Below are 17,156 nucleotides of genomic sequence, written 5' to 3'. Positions count from 1 at the left end.
AAGCTTATTGGCGCGCGCGCGTGGTTGTCGCGGCGAGCGCGGGCAGCGGCTGCCCGAACGGATCGAGCTGCTGAACCGGCGCAGGCGGACGCCTCACGATGCGGCGGTGCTTCTTCACCCGATGTGCGCGCGGCTTGGTCGCCTGGCTCGCGGGTGCAACGTTATCGGCCTTGGCCTTCGCCGGCGGATCTTTCCAGGCCGTGGTCGCCGGGTCGTTCAGCGCAGCCACCTTGGCGCTAGCAAACTCGAGCGCGGACGAAGCTTGGGCTGCACTGTTGTCGGCCGGCGTTGGCTCGCTCGCGGTCGTGGTCAGTGACGGCTTGGCCTCGGGCATGGATGCCGTTGTGTCGGTCGGCGTGAGTGTATCGGTCGGCGTCGGAGCTGCGGCCCCGGCCGTCGTCTCCACCTTGGCCGGCTCGGCGGCCAGTGGCGCAGCCTCGGCGACCTGTGGCTCCGGCGGAACGCTGGCCTCGGTTGTCACCGCGGCGATCTGTTCGGGCTCGCTCGCCGGCAGGGAAACGGTTGGAACCTGGTCGCGCAGCGTGGGCTCCGTTGCCTCCGGCTCGGCGCGGAGTGCCGCGAGCACCGGCTGGGCCGGTTCCGACGCCTGCGCAAACACCTGCTCCTGCGGGCCGTTCCGCCAGGACGGGTTGCTGACATACTGCTCATGGGTCGCCCGCAGCAGCGCGGCGGCGCCTAGGCCGAACACCAGGATGGAGGTTGACAGCAGGATCGCGGCAAGCAGGAAGCGAAAGCCGGGAAGCATTGACGGGTTACGAATTTCCGCCCCGGCGGCGTGTGGCCAGGGCCCATGAGCCATCTGAACGCGGTGACGGTACTGATTGCCGCGTTCGCCGCGCGGGATCCGGAGCTTCAAAGCGATGGCGAATCAGGCTGATTCGACCATATCGCAAGGCCTCCGCGCCGTTCCGTAAAAAATCGGGGCCAAAGACTCCGGCAATCTACGGCGCCACGCGATTTCCGCCCCGTGATGCAACGGAGCAACGGTGCGCATTCACATCACAAATCGCCAAATCGGCCCAATTCGGCCTGTCATGTCTTGAATGTGCCGCTATCTTCGGTCATCTGGCCGTTAGCGGTCCGATAGGGCCTGGGGACTATACAAGAGCGATGATGATCAAACATTTGCTGACGATATGCGCTGCCGCAACAGTCGCTGCGGCGGGAGCCTCGCTCGCACAGGCGCAGAGCTATCCGGTGCAGCAGGCGCCGAGCTATGGCGCCCCGGCCGAATATCGCCCGGGCGACCGCGCCCCGAATTTCGACGCGCTGGAAGATGACGACGACGCGATGCCGCAGGCGTCGCTGCCGCCCCCCGGCCAAGATCCGCGCTACGGCCGCCCGGCTGGCCCGCCGGTCTATTCGGCGGTCCCGCCGCAGGGCCCTGTGACGTCGCCGGACGATCCGCGTTATGGCCGTCCCGCTGGCGCTCCGGTCTATTCGGCTGCCCCGCCGCAGGGCCCGGTGATGTCGCCCGACGATCCCCGCTATGGTCGCCCCGCCGGCGCACCGGCGGTGATCTATGCCGACCGTCCGGGCCAGGCGCCCGGCAGCGATGGCCTGCGTCCGCCGGAGGCGGTCGGTGGTGGTCCGGCCGCGACCGGAGCGGTTTCGCAGCAGCCTGCGGTCGGTGCCGATGGCCGTCCGATGTCGATTGCCTCGTTGCCGCCCGAGGAGCAGCCTGATGCTGCGCCGGCGCAATTGGCGCCGAACCTGCGTCGGCAGGAAGTTTCGCTGGCGACCAAGGAGCCGGCCGGAACGCTCATCGTCGATACCCCGAACACCTATCTTTACTACGTCCTCGGCAATGGCCGTGCGATCCGCTACGGCGTTCGCGTCGGCCGCGACGGTTTCACCTGGACCGGCGTGCAGAAGATCACCCGCAAGGCGGAGTGGCCGGATTGGCATCCGCCGACGGAGATGATCGAACGCCAGCCCTATCTGCCGCGCTTTATGGCCGGCGGCCCCGGCAATCCGCTCGGTGCCCGTGCGATGTATCTCGGCTCGACCGTATACCGCATTCACGGCACCAATCAGCCCTCGACGATCGGCAAGTTCGTCTCCTCGGGCTGCATCGGCATGCTGAACGATGACGTCTCCGACCTGTTCGACCGGGTCAAGGTCGGCACCCGCGTGGTGGTGATGCCGGGTGGCCCGGCGCCGGGAACGGCGACCGCATCCGCGGCGCCCATGCCCGGTGCCGCCGCTGGTCTGGCCCCGATGGCCGCTCAGACCGGTCCGGTCGGGGGCACCCAGCCGACGGTGGTGCCGCCGCTGCCCGCGCCGGTCACGGTGCGCTAGGCGCGTCGCGAAAATTCGGATTGCAAAAGGGCGTGCCAGCGGCGCGCCCTTTTCGTTTCAGGCGAGCTTCCGCGGCAACTCGCCGCCCTTGGCGAAGGCGTCGATCGCTTCGACCATCTGGCCGTAATGGATGCGCAAGCCGTCCTCGGTCGCGTAGCCGAGATGCGGCGTCAGCACGAGGTTGTCGAGCTTGCGGAAGGGATGATCGACCGGTAGCGGCTCGACCGAGAACACGTCGATGCCGGCGCCCGCAATCCTCTTCTGCTGCAACACCTCAAGCAGCGCCGCCTCATCCACGATCGGCCCGCGCGCAGTGTTGACGAGGAAGGCCGTTGGCTTCATCCGCGCGAGATCGGCAGCTCCGACCAATCCCCGCGAGCGCTCGCTCAGCACCACATGGATGGTGATGATATCGGCCTTCGCGAACAGCTCCTCTTTGGTGGCATAGCCGACGCCGGCTTCCTTGCACTTCTCCGGCGTCAGGTTCGGGCTCCAGGCGATCACGTTCATGCCGAATGCCTTGGCGATGCCGGCCATCTTGCTCCCGAGCTTGCCGAGCCCGACGACGCCGAGCGTCATTCCCTCGATCTCGACGCCGGCAAAGGTCTGCCAGGGCTCGCCTGCATGCATGCGCGCGTTCTCGCGGCCGATGCCGCGGGTCAGCTCCAGGATCAGGCCCATGGTGAGAGGCGCGGTGGGGTCGCGGGAATATTGCGTGCCGCCGATGACGACGCCCTGCGCCTTTGCGGCCTCCATGTCGATCGAGGCGTTGCGCATGCCCGACGTCAGCAGCAGCTTCAGCTTCGGCAGCGCCTGGAACAGGCTCTTGGGGAAAGCGGTCCGCTCGCGCATCGCGCAGATGATCTCGAAGTCGGCAAGGGCGCTGGCCGCGGCCTGCTCCGAGGCGAAGGGATGGCTGAACACGGTGACGTCGACACGGTCGGACAGTTTCGGCCAGTCGGCGACGTCGAGGGCGATGTTGAAATAGTCGTCGAGAATTGCACAGCGCAGCCGCGTCATCAGCGTTCATCCATGGCGAGAGGTGACGGCGCATGCGGGGGCGCCATCGTCGGAACCGGGCCATGGTTGCGCACAATCACACCTGCGCGCAAGCGGCTAGCGTCTTCAAAAATTCGATAGGAGCGAAGGGCTCAGAGGTCGCGGGGCTTCAGCCGGAACGGCGCATTCATGCCGTGCTTGGCGCGCCAGGCGGGACCGGGGCCGCGCATGTAATGCAGCTCGGGCCGGTAGGGGTTGAAGGCCGTGGCGAAGAAGCGCTTCCAGAAACCCTTGATCTCCGTGACGAGCGCGGAGGTGCTGCCGGCTTCGGCCGGAACGGCAATGGAATTGGTCTCGATCAGAGCCATGATGGGCCTCGCTGTGCTCCCCGTTCATTCTGAGCGGGTGGCGCTGTTTCCGCGCGAAACGGAGCTTTGGCCTGATTTATTAAAAGATGGTTTCAATTGTCCGGATCGGTGGCCGGATGGTGTCCGTCCCGTATTCATCCGTGGTGAACGGAGGGAAAACATTGCCCTTTGGGGGCGGGATGGCTACATCGGCGGCAAGCAAATTTCCTCAAATCGAAGGTTTTCGGGACCGATGGCGCGCCAGTTCATCTATTTCATGCAGGGCCTGACCAAGAGCTACCCGACCCGCAAGGTGCTCGATAACATCCATCTGTCGTTCTATCCGGACGCCAAGATCGGCGTGCTCGGCGTCAACGGCTCGGGCAAGTCGACGCTGCTCAAAATCATGGCGGGTCTCGACAAGGAGTACAACGGCGAGGCCTGGGTCGCTCAGGGCGCCCGCGTCGGCTATCTCGAGCAGGAACCGCATCTCGATGCGGCGCTGTCCGTGCGCGAGAACGTTATGCTGGGCGTCGCCAAGCAGAAGGCCATCCTCGATCGCTACAATGAGCTGGCGATGAATTATTCCGAGGAGACCGCCGACGAGATGACCAAGCTGCAAGACGAGATCGAGGCCCAGGGCCTCTGGGATCTCGACAGCAAGGTCGACCAGGCCATGGACGCGCTGCGCTGCCCGCCCGACGATGCCGACGTCACGAAACTGTCCGGCGGTGAGCGCCGCCGCGTCGCGCTGTGCAAGCTGCTGCTCGACCAGCCCGAGCTGTTGCTGCTGGACGAACCGACCAACCATCTCGATGCCGAGTCGGTGTCGTGGCTGGAAGGCCATCTGCGCAACTATCCCGGCGCGATCCTGATCGTCACCCATGATCGCTACTTCCTCGACAACGTCACGAGCTGGATCCTCGAGCTCGATCGCGGCAAGGGGATTCCCTACGAGGGCAATTACTCGTCCTGGCTGGTGCAGAAGCAGAAGCGGCTGGAGCAGGAAGGCCGCGAGGATGCCGCGCACCAGAAGACGCTCGCTCGCGAGCAGGAATGGGTCGCCTCGTCGCCGAAGGCGCGCCAGGCAAAATCCAAGGCGCGCTATCAGCGCTATGAGGATCTGCTTAAGCAGGCGAGCGAGAAGCAGAGCCAGGGCGCACAGATCGTCATTCCCGTCGCCGAGCGGCTCGGTGCCAACGTCGTCGACTTCGAAGGCCTCAGCAAAGGCTTTGGCGATCGCCTCTTGATCGACGACCTCACCTTCAATCTGCCGCCCGGCGGCATCGTCGGCGTGATCGGCGCCAACGGCGCCGGCAAGACGACGCTGTTCAGGATGATCACCAAGCAGGACGCGCCGGACAAGGGCACCATTACGGTCGGGGAGACCGTGCATCTCGGCTATGTCGACCAGTCGCGCGACGCGCTCGACGGCAGCAAGAACGTCTGGGAGGAAATCTCCGGCGGCAACGAGCTGATCCTGCTCGGCAAGAAGGAAGTGAACTCGCGCGGCTATTGCTCGGCGTTCAACTTCAAGGGCGCCGATCAGCAGAAGAAGGTCGGTGCGCTCTCCGGCGGTGAACGCAACCGCGTGCATCTCGCAAAAATGCTGAAGTCCGGCTCCAACGTGCTGCTGCTCGACGAGCCGACCAACGACCTCGACGTCGACACGCTGCGCGCGCTCGAAGAGGCGCTGGAGGATTTTGCCGGCTGCGCCGTCATCATCAGCCATGATCGCTGGTTCCTCGACCGCATCGCGACCCACATCCTTGCCTTCGAAGGCGACAGCCACGTCGAATGGTTCGAAGGCAACTTCCAGGACTACGAAAAGGACAAGATGCGCCGGCTCGGCCAGGACAGCATCATCCCCCATCGCGTGAAGTACAAGAAGCTGACGCGGTGATCTCGACATGATGCGGCGGGCGCTCATCGCTGCGGTGATTGCTCTCACCTGCGGCTGGTCGCCCGCTCGTGCTGCCGACGCCGCCTTCACGCAGTTCATCGCCTCGCTCTGGCCCGAAGCACAGGCCGCCGGCGTGCCGCGCGCGACGTTCGACGAGCAGACGCGCGGGCTCGAGCCTGACTACAAGCTGCCTGATTTGATCCTGCCGGGACGGCCCGCGACCGGCGCGCCGTCGCAGGCCGAGTTCGTGCAGGTGCCGGCCGACTATGTCAGGGAAGCCTCGATTGCGAATCTTGCGGGCGAAGGGCAGCGGCTGCTGCAGAAATACAATGCCGCGCTGACGAAAATCGAGAGCAGCTCCGGCGTGCCCGCGACCGTTATGCTCGCGATCTGGGGACGCGAGACCGATTACGGCCGTTACACGCTGCCCTACGATCTCGTGCGCGTATTGGCGACGCAGGCCTATGTCGGCCGGCGCAAGGACACCTATCGCAACGAGTTCATTCTCTCGCTCAAGATCCTCGGCGAAGGCGTGGTGACGCGCAAGGACATGCGCTCGTCCTGGGCCGGCGCCACCGGGCTCACGCAATTCCTGCCGTCCGAGTACTACAAACACGGCGTCGATTTCGACGGCGACGGCCGCATCGACATCTGGCATTCGGTGCCGGATGCGCTGGCCTCGGCCGCGCAGCAGCTCGTCAACAAGGGCTGGCAGAGCGGCGTGCGCTGGGCCTATGAGGTGCAGGCGCCGGCCAAGGTCGATTGCACCAGCGGCGTGCCCGAGGTGACGAAGCCGATCGGCCAGTGGTTGCGCGACGGCTTTGTGCCGGTCCGTGGACAAAAGCTCAGCGCCACCGAGCAGGCGCAGCCGGCTTCGCTGCTCCAGCCAGAGGGCATCTACGGTCCGGCGTTCCTGACCACGAAGAACTACTTCGTCATCAAGGAGTACAATTTCTCTGACCTCTATGTGCTGTTCGTCGGTCATCTCAGCGACCGCATGACGAGCCCGCTGCCTTTCGCCACGCCATGGTCGGCGTCGAAGCAATTACGCACGAAGGATGTCGAGGCAATGCAGCGCGGGCTCACGCGCGTTGGGCTCTACAAGGACAAGGTCGACGGTAAGGCCGGCATGCAGACACGCGCCGCGCTCGGCGCCTATCAGAAGTCGGCAGGCCTGAAAGTCGATTGCTGGCCGAGCGAAGAGGTGCTGCGTTCGATCCAGGCGGCGCGCTGAACAAGCCTTTCAAAAGAAAAAAGCCCGGCCGAGGTGCTCGGCCGGGCTTCGATCGCGGCGCTTGCGCGCGTTGCGATCAGATCAGTAGCAGACGCGAACCGGGCGGACGGCCCAGCCGTAGCCATCCCAGTAGCGCTGGCGCTGCCAGTAGCAGGGCGGGGGCGGCGGGCCGGGCTCGGCCACGTACACCGGTCCGCCATAGGCCGGACGGCTCGACGCGATGGCGCCGCCGATGATCGCGCCGCCGAGCAGGCCGGCGGCGATGCCGACACCGACGCCGTCATGGGCCTGCGCGGACGGAGTGGCGGTCACCAGCGAACCGGCGATCGTCGCAACCGTGAGGGCGGCAACTAAAGTCTTCTTCATACTCTTGGCTCTCCTGAGAGATGGATGCTCCTTGTTGGAAGCACCCGGGGTTCAAAGGTTCACGCAGACTCTGATGGAATTGGCCTTGCAGCTAGGAAGCGCGCAAATGGTCAATCCGCGGTAAACGCACGCGAAGATGTGACGAGAAAAAGCGGTCTTTTTCAGGCCCTGAGATGAACGGCGCATCCGTAGTGAACCGGCTCAGCTGAACCGATCCAAATGAATCGGTCTAAGTGAATCAGTCCAAGCGAACCGGCTTAGCGCGCCTCAGCCACAGACTCTGACGCGGCGGACCCGCCAGGCATAGCCGTCCCAGAAGCGTTGCTTCTGCCAGACACAGCCATCGCCGTAATAGTCGTCGGCGACGTAGCCGGGACCCGGCGCGTAGTAGCGGGGCGGATAGTAGCCGGGGCCGTAACCCGGACCATATGCGTAGCCGGGACCGGGTCCGTAATAATACGGGGAGGCCAGCGCGCCGCCGACGATGGCACCACCGATGATGCCGGCGGCAACGCCAGCGGCGACACCGCGTTGCGCATGGGCCGGCGTTCCGGCGGTCAGGACCAGGGTGGCGGCGGCAGCGACTGCCAGGAGCGTTTTCTTCATGGGCTCGACCTTTCACACACGAATACGGAACTCTTGCGGCCAAAGTTCCATACTTCGTTTGAATGATCAATGAACGGCGTCTTTGCCGGCCGCGACCAATTGGTAGACATCGTAGCTTTTCGCTAGGGGAGACGATCATGAACGGCATCCTGACCAACGCCCTGATCGCCGTCGGGGCCGTCGGCATGATTGGCTATGCCCTGATGACCCATTTGCAGAACCGCGGCCCGCGTTCGCGCGCCAGGGCGGGGGGCGATGGCGGTGGTGGCGACAGCTATTCGGACACGACGAATGACGGCTTCTCGCTGGGAAGCTGGTTTTCCAGCGACAGTTCGGGCAGCTCGACCGACAGCGGCAGCTGCGCCACGAGCGATAGCAGTGGGGGCGGGGATTGCGGAGGCGGCGGCGATGGTGGGGGAGGCGGTGGCGGCGACTAGATCCTGATCCGGCCTCATCTTGATCCAGAGCAACGCAGCATTTTAGAGCCGTTCTAGGCTGGTTCCGGGCCAGTTTGGAATAGCTTCAAATACCGGTTTTTCCTTTTGCATCCGGCCGGCCCCTTAAATATCGATATTGGCGCATCACCAAGGGCCCGCCGCTTCCATGATCGTCTGTTCCTGTAACGTGCTGAGCGATGACGACGTCCGCGCCGCCGTCGCCGATTCCGACGATGCCGTGCGTCATGCCAAGCAGATCTATGGATGCCTCGGCTGTAGCGCCGAATGCGGTCGCTGCGCCCGCACGATCAAGACCATCATCGAAGAAGCGCTCGGCCCCTGTGCCAAGTCCTGCTGCTCCGGCTGCCCGCACAGTCACACCGTGGCCGCCAACGACGAGACGGCCGAGCCTGCCCAGTTCGCCCTCGCGGCCTGCTGAAAACCAACATCATCGGATGAGCTTATCCCCGGCTGCGTCCCCGTAGCCGGTTGCCCTCGTTCCCAAACTGTTTTAGAAGCGTTCTAAATTCGGTTTCCGGCCGGATGGGACTGCAAATGCTGGAGTGAATCATGCAGGGCGACGCAAAAGTCATCGATTATCTCAACAAGTCACTGCGTCACGAGCTGACTGCGATCAACCAGTACTGGCTGCACTATCGCTTCCTCGACAATTGGGGCCTGCTGGACATGGCCAAGGTCTGGCGCAAGGAATCCATCGAGGAGATGGAGCACGCCGACAAGCTCACCGCGCGCATCCTGTTCTTCGACGGCTTTCCGAACATGCAGGTGCTCGATCCCCTGCGCATCGGCCAGAACGTCAAGGAGATCATCGAGTGCGATCTCGCCGCCGAGATGAGCGCGCGGGCGCTCTACCAGGAAGCGGCGACCTACTGCCATGGCGTCAAGGACTACGTCACGCGCGACCTGTTCGAGAAGCTGATGAGCGACGAGGAGCACCACATCGACTTCCTCGAAACCCAGCTCGATCTGATCGGCCGCATCGGCCTCGAGCTCTACACCCAGAAGCACGTTGGTGGGCTCGAGGGCGAGGGGCATTAGTTTGGCGCGCTAGCGCCGCCCCAAACTCCACTGTCGTCCCGGCGAAGGCCGGGACCCATACTCCCAGGCCGGAGTTGTGGCGCGAGTTGGTAGTTGCCGGTCTTCAACAAACCGCCTTTTGTGGTTATGGGTCCCGGCCTTCGCCGGGACGACACAGTAATTACAGCTGCGTCTTGTACCGCGCTTCCACGACATCCTGGCTCTCCGGCTCGCCCAGGCTGGTCTGGTCGTGGATGACGGTGCTGATGCTCGGCATCACCGAGCGCTGCACTTTCTCAGGCGCCCACAGCTTTGAGCGCATCAACGCCTTGCCGCAGTGGAAATAGACTTCGTTGACGGCGACGCTCAGCACCGCGCGCGGCGGCTTGCCGAATTCCACCATCGAGGCGAGCAGCTCCGGATCGGCCGACAGCGTACCGCGCCCGCCGACGCGCAGCGTCTCGTCGATCCCGGGCACGAAGAACAACAGATGCACGAAGCCCGAGCCTTCGACGACGTTCCGAAAACTGTCGATCCGATTGTTGCCGGAACGGTCGGGCATCAGCAACTGGTTGGGACCTGCGACATGGACGAAGCCAATGCTGCCGCCGCGCGGCGAGGCGTCGACGCTGCCGTCGGCGCCCGATGTCGCGAGCACGCAGAACGGCGACATCTCGATGAATTTCTCCGCGTGCACGTCGATCGCGGGACGCGCCTTCGCGATCACGCGCAGGGTCGGCTTCGGATAGATGGTGGCGAGGTCTTCGGCGCAAAGCTCGGTCACGAAGGTCTCCCTGGTTGAATGCTTAAGGATATCATTCTCCGGCCTGACCGCTATCCCCTTTGTCACGCCGCCACGGCCAATCGATCACGCCGGCGCAGTACAGCGCCCACCAGATGATGACCGGCTGAAGTGCCAGCCGCGGCCCGTGATAGAGCCAGCTGTTGGGAATGGGCGAAAGGTCGACGCCGTCGATGGCGTGCTTGATGTTCGCCGGCCACACGCAGAGCGCATAAAGCGCGAGTGCAATGCCGGCCCACCAGCGCAGTGGTTTTGTCACCAACGCGATTGCGCCCGCGATTTCGCAGACGCCGGTGATGAGAATGATTTGCGCCGCAAACGGAACCCAGGACGGCGTGATCGCGAGCAGCTTGTCCGGAACCCAGAGGTGCGCGACGCCCGCGGCCATGAAGAACGCCGCCAGCACATATCGCATGACGGCGCGTGTACGGCTGTTGCCGAGATCGGATCGCATGAGCCCAAATAGCACGTGCGGCATGGAGTAGCCACGGCACCCGCGCAGAGGTCGGGAGCAGGCGCGACCGGGTGGCGCAGGTAGCGCAGATAAATAACCTCGCTTATAACGGGTGGTGTACTTTATCGTTTTTCAAGGAAGGAATTTTGTCATGGCCCCAACGCAGGCAATGCGGGTCGCTGGCGATCGGCCGAGCCGTCGCAAGCATGTCCCAGGACAGTTCATTGTTCGGTTGAAGCCGGCCGTTGTCCGGCAGATCGCGGCGACCTCGCTTCAGGCGACAACGTCACGCGCGCTCATAGCAGCGATGCCCGATGAGGTTCGAGGTCCGATCGATTTCCTGCGCGACAATTTCGGGCTTCAGTCGATGAAGCCGCTGTTCGTGGTCGATGGCGGTAATGAACCCGTGCAGCCGCAGCTGCAGGCGATGGCTTTGGCCGCGGTGCATCGCTCGATAGCGCGCTCCGCAACGGCGGCACCGCGGGAGGCGCTGGCCGGATTTCAGATCGTGCAGGTGAAGGACAGGAAGATAGATGCAGGAGCCCTGAAGCGCCTGAGTGCTTCCAAGGCGATGGATCTGGTCGAGCCCGTTCCCAACCGATGGCTCAGTGCTGCGGCCGATCCCATGAAGATTCGGCAGTGGGGCCTTCGCGCCATCAGATGGTTCGATCGACCGCGACCGGGTGCGGGGCGCGTTCATGTCGCTGTGCTCGACAGCGGTGTTGATGCCCGACATCCCGATCTCGCAGGAGCGATCGATGAATATCGTCACGACGGCAACGGAACGCGCGATTTTCTCGGCCATGGCACACATGTCAGCGGTACGATCGCGGCCCTGGTCAATAATTCGGTCGGCATCGCAGGTCTGGCCAATTGCCGGCTGCACTGCTGGAAGGTCTTCGACGATCCCAAGCGCGCAGGCGACGATGAGAACTTCAATTTCGAGTTCTACAGCAAGGCGCTCGCGGCCGCGCTCGATTCCAACATCAAGGTCATCAACCTCAGCATTGGCGGTGAGGACCATTCGAAGGCGGAAGCGACGATCTTCGCCGAACTGATCGATGCCGGCGTCGTCATCTCAACCGCGATGGGTAACGAGTTCGAGGACGGCAATCCGAAGGAGTATCCGGCGGGCTACGCGGACACGATCGGAGTTGGCGCCGTCGACGAGTCTCATCGGCGTGCCTCGTTCTCCAATACGGGGAAGCACATCAAGCTGGTCGCGCCGGGTGTCAACATCCTGTCGACGGTGCCCCGGGTGAAGGCAAGCTTCGCCGATCATGTGAGCTACGATTCCTGGCCCGGGACGTCGATGGCAACGCCGCATGTGACGGGTGCCGCTGCACTCGTCTACATCAACAAGCCGAAATCCAGGGCCGCCGGCCTTGCGGTTGCCAGGCGCCTGATCGCGACCGCGATCAAATTGCCGGCGATGCGGGGAAGGGATTTTACGCCGGAATACGGTGCCGGCCTCCTGGATGTCGCCGCTGCGCTGGGCCGAGCGACTGCGGCAAAGAAATCGGGCAGAAAAACTGCCAAGAAAGCTGCCAAGAAAACAACCAAGGCGAAACCGGCGAGAAAGGGACGAAAATAGGTTCTGCGACCTTGATCGGGCGCCGCGAACGGCTAGCTTCTCAGCATGTCGGTGCAGTTCAAATTTCACGATCGTGTCGATCAGCGTCGGCGGCGCATGATCATCAAGACGCTCGGCGATGCCGGCTATGCCGCCGAGAGCCTGTTTCCGGGAGAGAAGCGGCAAACCCTCGCCGCGATCTTCACCGTCGTCGAGGCCGACGCCAAATCCGTTCGCGCCGCGCTCGACGATTTCGGCGATGAGATCGAATATGTCGAGGCCTCGCCCAAGCGAGACCTCAAGGCATGAGTGGCTTAGACCGCGTCCGCCGGCACGAAGCAACTGATGATGATGGCGCCGCGGTGGTGGACGTACCACACCACGGCGTGGCCGACCGGATTGCCGCGATCGCGGATGATGGCGCGCTCAGGCACTGCCATCCACTCTCCTTCGATCGGCACCCAATAGCTGCCGCCGCGCACGTCGTATTCGGTGCGATGGCCGTCGGAGATGTCGCAGCAGGGCACGCCGTTCGGCGCCATCACGCTCTTGAACCAGGCGCGGATGTCGGGCGCGACGTTGTCATATTGCCCGTTGTCGAACGCGAGCGCGGCGCTCGCAAGCGCCGTCGTCGCCAGCAAAACGCACAGTGCGAACCTGTGCATGCGATCCTCCTCATCGCGCATCGTGCCATTCGCGCGCGATTGCCCCGCGCGCCGATTCGTATCGTTGATGCGATTAAGCCCGAGCTGTCAGCGCATTGCATGCTCAAATTATATGCGGCGACGACGCGCCGCACATGATGCGTTGCGATATGAGGGCGCGGCCCGCCGGCTTTACATCGTGCGCTGCGGCGCAGTTTGCAGCAATTCCCGGATCTGCTCGCTGTAGAATGCCGCGTTGCCGGTGGTGCCGTGGCCGCGCGTCTCGGTGCTGGCGGGGATCAGGTAAAGGTGTCCGCTCTTGACCCGCTTCATCGCAGCGTCCGTGACGCCGGTGTCTGGCGGATTGCGCTCGTCGTCGGCGGAATTGATCAGCAGCAGCGATGCCTCGATCTGCTCCAGCTTCCCAGCGGCATTGTAATCGTGCGAGGACTCCCACTGATAGATGAAGTCGTTGGCATCTGCCGTGATCGGTGCGGCAAGCCGCTCGTCGACGATCTTGTCGGCCTTCGCTGCCGTCGGCGCTTGTGACTGATAGGCCAGCGTTCCGCCGATGCTTGCGATGCCGTAAGCGGTGATCGCGTATTTCATCATGCGCGGCTGACTGGCGTAGTTGCCGCCATTGTAATCGGGATCGTTGCGGATGGTGTCGAGCATGATCCGCCGCAGCATCCAGTTGCGTGAGGCCATCTCAGTCGGTTGCGAGGCCATCGGGATCAGCGCATCCATCGCCTTCGGATATTTTTCGCCCCACAGCCAGGTGTGCATGCCGCCCATCGAATTGCCGATGACGAGCCGCAGATGCTTGACGCCGAGGCCTTCGGTCACCAGGCGGTATTGCGCCTCGACCATGTCGTCATAGTCGTATTTCGGAAAGCCCGTCTTCATTCCGTCGGAGGGTTTTGACGATTTGCCGTGGCCGATGCTGTCGGGAATGATGATGTAGTATTTGGACGCATCGAGCGGTTGTCCGGCGCCGAACAGCTCGCCTGCGAAGCTTGCATTGAGCATGCTCGCGGCCGAGCCACCCGATCCATGCAGCACCAGCACGGGTTGGCCGCTCGGCTCACCGACGGTGGTGTAGTGCATCCGCAGCTCCGGCATCGTCTCGCCGGTGTGGAACTTGAAGTCCTTGGCGATCCAATCCCCCTGCCTCGGCGCCGGATAATCCGCGGCCATAGCTGGTATTGCGATCGACAGCAGGATGGCCGTCAGTGCCGCGCAAGACGTTCTCATGTTTCTCTCCCCATGCGGCTCGTAGTCGGCGGCCGCGTTATGAGGGACCTTAGCAGAAGTTCCGGAAGGATGTAGGATTTCGCCTCAGCCGATCGTCTTAGAGGGAAACATCGGGAGAGATTGCATGTGCCGCAACATCAGGACGTTGTTCAACTTCGAGCCGCCGGCGACAGAGGATGAGATCCATGCCAGCGCGCTCCAGTTCGTGCGAAAACTGTCCGGCTTCAGCAGGCCGTCGCAGGCCAATGAGGCGGCGTTCGATCGCGCGGTGGCGGAGGTGTCGGAGGCTGCGCGAAGGCTGCTGACGTCGCTCCACACCCACGCGCCGGCGCGCGACCGTGAGGTCGAGGCGGAAAAAGCGAAGGAGCGTTCGCGGCTGCGCTTCGGCTGAAGAACGCCGATCCGTGATCCGGCTCACGGAAAAAGCAGTCTCGGCGCGCGATGATGTCCACCGGGGTTTTGATAACCCGGAGCACGACCATGAGCCGCCCCCTTCTTCCGCTGAAAGCAGGTGCCATCATCTTCACGCTGTTGTGGACCGCGTGGATGATGTGGTGGAGCGGATCGTTCTCGAGTGCGAACGTCGTCATCCTGGCCATGTGCGGCGGCGCCGTCGGCTATCTCTGGTATCGCGCCATGCGCTGGCAGTTCGAGCGCATGGGCATGCTGTCGCGGCGTGACGATCAGGCGAAGTAGCCGCTAATCCTTGTGGCCGTGCTTCTTCTTTTTCTTCTTTTTCCTATGCTCGTCGCCTTCGCTCTCGTCGCCTTCGTCATCGACGATCGCCTCGTCGGCCTCATATACGGCGGCCTCCAGCGCCGCGCGCTCAGAGGCTTCCTGCTCGCGCTGGCGGCGGCGTTCGTCCCAGGCGTCGAACAGTTGTTCGAGCCACGGCAGCACCTGCTCGATCGACGGCAATTGGCCGGGCGGACCGGCTTCGCCGCGCGGGCCTTGGGTCCCGGCGGGGCCTTGGATCCCGGCGGGGCCCTGCGGTCCGGCTGATCCACGCGGACCGGCTTCTCCCGGCTTACCCGGCAAGCCGGCCTTGCCTTGCGCTCCGGCCTTTCCGGCAGGCCCTGGCTTGCCCTGTGGCCCCGGCTTGCCGCGGGTCCCGTCCGGCCCGCGCTTGCCCGGATGACCCTGCGGCCCCGGCCGTCCCGGCTCGCCCTGCCGCCCGCGCGGACCCGGAGGTCCCTGCCGTCCCTGTTCGTCTGCCACGCCACTGCTCCCTCTGCGGAAGCAAGCTACTTAGCGGCGTTTGACGACAGCAGCAATTCCGCCGGCGCATCTCGCAGGGCTTGATCAACATCAATCGGCGCCATGAATCAGCGCCATGTTGCGCGGCCTCACGCGTCAATCGTGATAGGCGGGCACGTCGATGCCGGAGGCGGCGTAGAGCCTGATCTTGTTGCGCAGCGTGCGCACCGACAGGCCGAGCACACGCGATGCGCGGGTGCGGTTGCCGTCGCACCGGGCGAGCGTCTGGAGCACGAGCTCGCGCTCGACCTCGCCGACGGTCGCACCGATCAGCAGCGGAACGATCTGGTTTGGGGCAAGGAATTGCGCGCCCTGCTCGGGCGCCGCGACATGAACAGTGGTCATCAACATACTCCCCGATCAACGCCCGCTTCCATCGTTGGAAGCGGATCGAGAACAAACGACCCCCAGGCCGTAGATCTACGGTGGGAGGGTTTGGTTAACGAAAGGTTAATTGCGGGTTGGTCGCACCAATTGACCTCAGGAATGCCGCGCCGCTGCCGCGATTGGCACAGGATGCATGGTGATGCGGACCGATTTTGGTCCGCGCTCACACGGTCCGATACCCACCATCTACCATGACGATGGTTCCGGTGACGTAAGACGACAGGTCCGATGCGAGGAAGACCGCGGGGCCGACGATATCCTCGGGCTTGCCGGTGCGCGCGAGCGGGGTGTGATCGACGAAGGCCTGCACCAGCGCCAGATTTGTGGCGCGCACGTTGGCGTTGATGTTGGTTTCGATGAAGCCCGGCCCGATCGCGTTGACGCGCACGCCTTCCTTGCCGAGCTCGACTGCCAGCGCCTTGGTGAAGCCGAGCACGCCGTGCTTCGAGGTCGTGTACGCCGCCGAGCTCGGCGTGCGCAGATGCACGAAGGACTGGATCGAGCCGATATTGACGATGCGGCCTTTGCTCGCGCGCAGCGGTGCGAGGAAGGCCTGCGTCGTGTTGAAGACGCCGTTGAGATTGAGCGAGATGATATCGTTCCAGTCCTTTGCCACCGCCTCCGTGTCCGCGGTGAAGGCGTTGCGGCGGGTGATGCCGGCATTGTTGACGAGGATCGAGACCTGCCCGACCTTGTCGGCGACCTGTTTTGCGAGCGCAAAGCAATCGTCGCGTTTGGTCACGTCGAGCGCAAAACTCTCGGCCTTGCCGCCGGCCTTGCGGATCTCCTGCGCGGCCTCCGCGACCGTATCGGCATTGACGTCGAGCAGTACGATCTGCGCGCCTTCGCGCGCGTAGCCGGCCGCGATCGCCCGGCCGATGCCGGAACCCGCGCCCGTGACGACAGCAATGTGGTTTGCGAGCAACGCCATGGCATTTTCCTCCCGGATTCGTTTCGAAATTTCATGAAAGGCTAACTCGAAATTAAGGGGTCGGAAACGGCGGCCTTGGCATACTGATCTTGATTGCTAAACGTTGCGCGCATGATGGAACGGCTTGAATCCTGGAAACTGGCGCTCGAGCGCCTGAGGTCGGCGGAGTTCGCCGACTGGCCCGAGGCGGGTCGGCTTGTGGCCGAGATCGCGCGGATGAGCACGGATGCCACGCTGCGGCAGGCCGCCGATCAGGCGCTGCCCGTGCTGCGCCAGGCCGCGGAGAATGACGATCACGGCGTTGCGCTCGCGGCCCGCCGCCGCATCGGCGTGATCCTCGATGTCGTCCACGGCCTGACGGCGCCGCGTTTCGGCCGCCGCAACGGCGCACCGAAAAAGCTCTCCAGCGAGGACCGCGCCCGCAAGATTCTCGGCCTGCCGCTCGCCGTGCAGCTCACCTGCGACGACATCAACCAGGCCTATCGCCGCGCCGCCAAGGGCAAGCATCCCGACCAGGGCGGCAGCGCGCAAGCCTTCATCGACCTCGCCGCCGCACGCGACATCCTGATCCATCCCGGCGCCCACAAGGACGCGTGAGAGCG

General features: G+C 64.1%; 23 protein-coding genes. 11 read left to right on the top strand and 12 right to left on the bottom strand.

All coding sequences use genetic code 11. The features are described from left to right. Positions 1-4: 4 nt before the first annotated feature. The gene (locus UB31_RS31085) at positions 5-766 is read right to left on the bottom strand and encodes a hypothetical protein (protein ID WP_156175633.1); all 762 of its coding nucleotides are present in this window, start codon (positions 764-766) and stop codon (positions 5-7) included. Positions 767-1,134: 368 nt separating this feature from the next. On the opposite strand from UB31_RS31085, the gene UB31_RS31080 reads away from it, so the two are divergent. Then, positions 1,135-2,322, top strand: a complete 1,188-nt coding sequence (locus UB31_RS31080; RefSeq protein WP_045013911.1) for a L,D-transpeptidase — start codon at positions 1,135-1,137, stop codon at positions 2,320-2,322. 57 nt (positions 2,323-2,379) lie between these two features. Here the strand turns inward: UB31_RS31080 and UB31_RS31075 are convergent, their stop codons facing one another. Beyond that, positions 2,380-3,342 (bottom strand): D-2-hydroxyacid dehydrogenase family protein, encoded by a 963-nt coding sequence (locus UB31_RS31075; protein ID WP_045013579.1) that lies wholly within the window; start codon positions 3,340-3,342, stop codon positions 2,380-2,382. A gap of 131 nt (positions 3,343-3,473) precedes the next feature. Continuing rightward, positions 3,474-3,689 carry a hypothetical protein gene (locus UB31_RS31070; RefSeq protein WP_045013578.1) on the bottom strand — a complete coding sequence of 72 codons (216 nt, stop codon included), beginning with the start codon at positions 3,687-3,689 and terminating at the stop codon, positions 3,474-3,476. A 232-nt stretch (positions 3,690-3,921) separates the two neighbouring features. Here UB31_RS31070 and ettA point away from each other — a divergent pair, with 232 nt between their 5' ends. Both ettA and UB31_RS31060 read left to right on the top strand, forming a co-directional pair. Beyond that, positions 3,922-5,571, top strand: coding sequence for an energy-dependent translational throttle protein EttA (ettA, locus tag UB31_RS31065; RefSeq protein WP_045002172.1), 1,650 nt, complete (start codon positions 3,922-3,924; stop codon positions 5,569-5,571). A 7-nt stretch (positions 5,572-5,578) separates the two neighbouring features. Then, positions 5,579-6,805, top strand: a complete 1,227-nt coding sequence (locus tag UB31_RS31060; protein WP_045013577.1) for a lytic murein transglycosylase — start codon at positions 5,579-5,581, stop codon at positions 6,803-6,805. An 81-nt stretch (positions 6,806-6,886) separates the two neighbouring features. Here UB31_RS31060 and UB31_RS31055 read toward each other — a convergent pair whose 3' ends face one another. Next, positions 6,887-7,171 carry a hypothetical protein gene (locus UB31_RS31055; RefSeq protein WP_045002174.1) on the bottom strand — a complete coding sequence of 95 codons (285 nt, stop codon included), beginning with the start codon at positions 7,169-7,171 and terminating at the stop codon, positions 6,887-6,889. 267 nt (positions 7,172-7,438) lie between these two features. Then, positions 7,439-7,777 carry a hypothetical protein gene (locus UB31_RS31050; RefSeq protein ID WP_045013576.1) on the bottom strand — a complete coding sequence of 113 codons (339 nt, stop codon included), beginning with the start codon at positions 7,775-7,777 and terminating at the stop codon, positions 7,439-7,441. Positions 7,778-7,914: 137 nt separating this feature from the next. Here UB31_RS31050 and UB31_RS31045 point away from each other — a divergent pair, with 137 nt between their 5' ends. The 3 genes from UB31_RS31045 (at position 7,915) to bfr (ending at position 9,273) form a co-directional block, all read left to right on the top strand. After that, positions 7,915-8,214: a hypothetical protein gene (locus UB31_RS31045; protein ID WP_045013575.1), complete on the top strand. Its 300-nt coding sequence runs from the start codon at positions 7,915-7,917 to the stop codon at positions 8,212-8,214. 166 nt (positions 8,215-8,380) lie between these two features. Next, on the top strand, positions 8,381-8,653 hold the full coding sequence (locus tag UB31_RS31040) for a (2Fe-2S)-binding protein (protein WP_045013574.1): 273 nt from the start codon (positions 8,381-8,383) through the stop codon (positions 8,651-8,653). 131 nt (positions 8,654-8,784) lie between these two features. Next, complete coding sequence (bfr, locus tag UB31_RS31035; RefSeq protein WP_045002178.1) at positions 8,785-9,273, top strand: bacterioferritin; 489 nt, start codon at positions 8,785-8,787, stop codon at positions 9,271-9,273. Positions 9,274-9,433: 160 nt separating this feature from the next. On the opposite strand, the gene UB31_RS31030 is transcribed toward bfr, so the two are convergent. Beyond that, the gene (locus UB31_RS31030) at positions 9,434-10,036 is read right to left on the bottom strand and encodes an MSMEG_1061 family FMN-dependent PPOX-type flavoprotein (protein ID WP_045013573.1); all 603 of its coding nucleotides are present in this window, start codon (positions 10,034-10,036) and stop codon (positions 9,434-9,436) included. A gap of 31 nt (positions 10,037-10,067) precedes the next feature. Further along, positions 10,068-10,508 (bottom strand): DoxX family protein, encoded by a 441-nt coding sequence (locus UB31_RS31025; RefSeq protein WP_045013572.1) that lies wholly within the window; start codon positions 10,506-10,508, stop codon positions 10,068-10,070. Positions 10,509-10,659: 151 nt separating this feature from the next. Between UB31_RS31025 and UB31_RS39975 the strand changes: the two genes are divergently transcribed. Together UB31_RS39975 and UB31_RS31015 are read left to right on the top strand one after the other, a co-directional pair. Beyond that, complete coding sequence (locus UB31_RS39975) at positions 10,660-12,102, top strand: S8 family peptidase (RefSeq protein ID WP_082078692.1); 1,443 nt, start codon at positions 10,660-10,662, stop codon at positions 12,100-12,102. Between the two features lie 45 nt (positions 12,103-12,147). Continuing rightward, entirely contained in the window at positions 12,148-12,390 is a 243-nt protein-coding gene (locus UB31_RS31015; RefSeq protein WP_045013571.1) for a hypothetical protein, read from the top strand. Between the two features lie 5 nt (positions 12,391-12,395). Here UB31_RS31015 and UB31_RS31010 read toward each other — a convergent pair whose 3' ends face one another. After that, positions 12,396-12,746 (bottom strand): hypothetical protein, encoded by a 351-nt coding sequence (locus UB31_RS31010; protein ID WP_045013909.1) that lies wholly within the window; start codon positions 12,744-12,746, stop codon positions 12,396-12,398. Between the two features lie 171 nt (positions 12,747-12,917). Continuing rightward, a complete protein-coding gene (locus UB31_RS31005; RefSeq protein WP_045013570.1) occupies positions 12,918-13,979 on the bottom strand; it encodes an alpha/beta fold hydrolase in 1,062 nt (353 codons plus the stop codon). A gap of 124 nt (positions 13,980-14,103) precedes the next feature. Between UB31_RS31005 and UB31_RS31000 the strand changes: the two genes are divergently transcribed. Continuing rightward, on the top strand, positions 14,104-14,370 hold the full coding sequence (locus UB31_RS31000; protein ID WP_045002182.1) for a DUF2277 domain-containing protein: 267 nt from the start codon (positions 14,104-14,106) through the stop codon (positions 14,368-14,370). An 89-nt stretch (positions 14,371-14,459) separates the two neighbouring features. Next, positions 14,460-14,675 (top strand): hypothetical protein, encoded by a 216-nt coding sequence (locus tag UB31_RS30995; RefSeq protein ID WP_045013569.1) that lies wholly within the window; start codon positions 14,460-14,462, stop codon positions 14,673-14,675. A gap of 3 nt (positions 14,676-14,678) precedes the next feature. Here the strand turns inward: UB31_RS30995 and UB31_RS30990 are convergent, their stop codons facing one another. The 3 genes from UB31_RS30990 to UB31_RS30980 all read right to left on the bottom strand — a co-directional run bounded on the left by UB31_RS30990 (position 14,679) and on the right by UB31_RS30980 (position 16,554). Then, complete coding sequence (locus UB31_RS30990; RefSeq protein ID WP_045013568.1) at positions 14,679-15,197, bottom strand: collagen-like domain-containing protein; 519 nt, start codon at positions 15,195-15,197, stop codon at positions 14,679-14,681. 135 nt (positions 15,198-15,332) lie between these two features. Continuing rightward, positions 15,333-15,581 (bottom strand): helix-turn-helix domain-containing protein, encoded by a 249-nt coding sequence (locus UB31_RS30985; protein ID WP_045013908.1) that lies wholly within the window; start codon positions 15,579-15,581, stop codon positions 15,333-15,335. A 205-nt stretch (positions 15,582-15,786) separates the two neighbouring features. Then, positions 15,787-16,554, bottom strand: coding sequence for an SDR family NAD(P)-dependent oxidoreductase (locus UB31_RS30980; protein ID WP_045013567.1), 768 nt, complete (start codon positions 16,552-16,554; stop codon positions 15,787-15,789). A 111-nt stretch (positions 16,555-16,665) separates the two neighbouring features. Here UB31_RS30980 and UB31_RS30975 point away from each other — a divergent pair, with 111 nt between their 5' ends. Then, positions 16,666-17,151 (top strand): J domain-containing protein, encoded by a 486-nt coding sequence (locus tag UB31_RS30975; protein ID WP_045002186.1) that lies wholly within the window; start codon positions 16,666-16,668, stop codon positions 17,149-17,151. The last annotated feature ends 5 nt before the right edge of the window (positions 17,152-17,156 follow it).

The sequence above is a fragment of the Bradyrhizobium sp. LTSP849 genome (assembly GCF_000938255.1).
Classification (GTDB): Bacteria; Pseudomonadota; Alphaproteobacteria; order Rhizobiales; family Xanthobacteraceae; genus Bradyrhizobium.
Note: the sequence above shows the minus strand (reverse complement) of the source record. Positions and strands in the feature narration are given on the sequence as shown.

What these genes read in the sequence shown, in the direction of transcription:
- UB31_RS31085 (WP_156175633.1), bottom strand. Translation starts at nt 766, where the DNA reads ATGCTTCCCGGCTTTCGCTTCCTGCTTGCCGCGATCCTGCTGTCAACC.
- UB31_RS31080 (WP_045013911.1), top strand. Translation starts at nt 1,135, where the DNA reads ATGATCAAACATTTGCTGACGATATGCGCTGCCGCAACAGTCGCTGCG.
- UB31_RS31075 (WP_045013579.1), bottom strand. Translation starts at nt 3,342, where the DNA reads ATGACGCGGCTGCGCTGTGCAATTCTCGACGACTATTTCAACATCGCC.
- UB31_RS31070 (WP_045013578.1), bottom strand. Translation starts at nt 3,689, where the DNA reads ATGGCTCTGATCGAGACCAATTCCATTGCCGTTCCGGCCGAAGCCGGC.
- ettA (WP_045002172.1), top strand. Translation starts at nt 3,922, where the DNA reads ATGGCGCGCCAGTTCATCTATTTCATGCAGGGCCTGACCAAGAGCTAC.
- UB31_RS31060 (WP_045013577.1), top strand. Translation starts at nt 5,579, where the DNA reads ATGATGCGGCGGGCGCTCATCGCTGCGGTGATTGCTCTCACCTGCGGC.
- UB31_RS31055 (WP_045002174.1), bottom strand. Translation starts at nt 7,171, where the DNA reads ATGAAGAAGACTTTAGTTGCCGCCCTCACGGTTGCGACGATCGCCGGT.
- UB31_RS31050 (WP_045013576.1), bottom strand. Translation starts at nt 7,777, where the DNA reads ATGAAGAAAACGCTCCTGGCAGTCGCTGCCGCCGCCACCCTGGTCCTG.
- UB31_RS31045 (WP_045013575.1), top strand. Translation starts at nt 7,915, where the DNA reads ATGAACGGCATCCTGACCAACGCCCTGATCGCCGTCGGGGCCGTCGGC.
- UB31_RS31040 (WP_045013574.1), top strand. Translation starts at nt 8,381, where the DNA reads ATGATCGTCTGTTCCTGTAACGTGCTGAGCGATGACGACGTCCGCGCC.
- bfr (WP_045002178.1), top strand. Translation starts at nt 8,785, where the DNA reads ATGCAGGGCGACGCAAAAGTCATCGATTATCTCAACAAGTCACTGCGT.
- UB31_RS31025 (WP_045013572.1), bottom strand. Translation starts at nt 10,508, where the DNA reads ATGCGATCCGATCTCGGCAACAGCCGTACACGCGCCGTCATGCGATAT.
- UB31_RS39975 (WP_082078692.1), top strand. Translation starts at nt 10,660, where the DNA reads ATGGCCCCAACGCAGGCAATGCGGGTCGCTGGCGATCGGCCGAGCCGT.
- UB31_RS31015 (WP_045013571.1), top strand. Translation starts at nt 12,148, where the DNA reads ATGTCGGTGCAGTTCAAATTTCACGATCGTGTCGATCAGCGTCGGCGG.
- UB31_RS31010 (WP_045013909.1), bottom strand. Translation starts at nt 12,746, where the DNA reads ATGCACAGGTTCGCACTGTGCGTTTTGCTGGCGACGACGGCGCTTGCG.
- UB31_RS31005 (WP_045013570.1), bottom strand. Translation starts at nt 13,979, where the DNA reads ATGAGAACGTCTTGCGCGGCACTGACGGCCATCCTGCTGTCGATCGCA.
- UB31_RS31000 (WP_045002182.1), top strand. Translation starts at nt 14,104, where the DNA reads ATGTGCCGCAACATCAGGACGTTGTTCAACTTCGAGCCGCCGGCGACA.
- UB31_RS30995 (WP_045013569.1), top strand. Translation starts at nt 14,460, where the DNA reads ATGAGCCGCCCCCTTCTTCCGCTGAAAGCAGGTGCCATCATCTTCACG.
- UB31_RS30985 (WP_045013908.1), bottom strand. Translation starts at nt 15,581, where the DNA reads ATGACCACTGTTCATGTCGCGGCGCCCGAGCAGGGCGCGCAATTCCTT.
- UB31_RS30980 (WP_045013567.1), bottom strand. Translation starts at nt 16,554, where the DNA reads ATGGCGTTGCTCGCAAACCACATTGCTGTCGTCACGGGCGCGGGTTCC.
- UB31_RS30975 (WP_045002186.1), top strand. Translation starts at nt 16,666, where the DNA reads ATGATGGAACGGCTTGAATCCTGGAAACTGGCGCTCGAGCGCCTGAGG.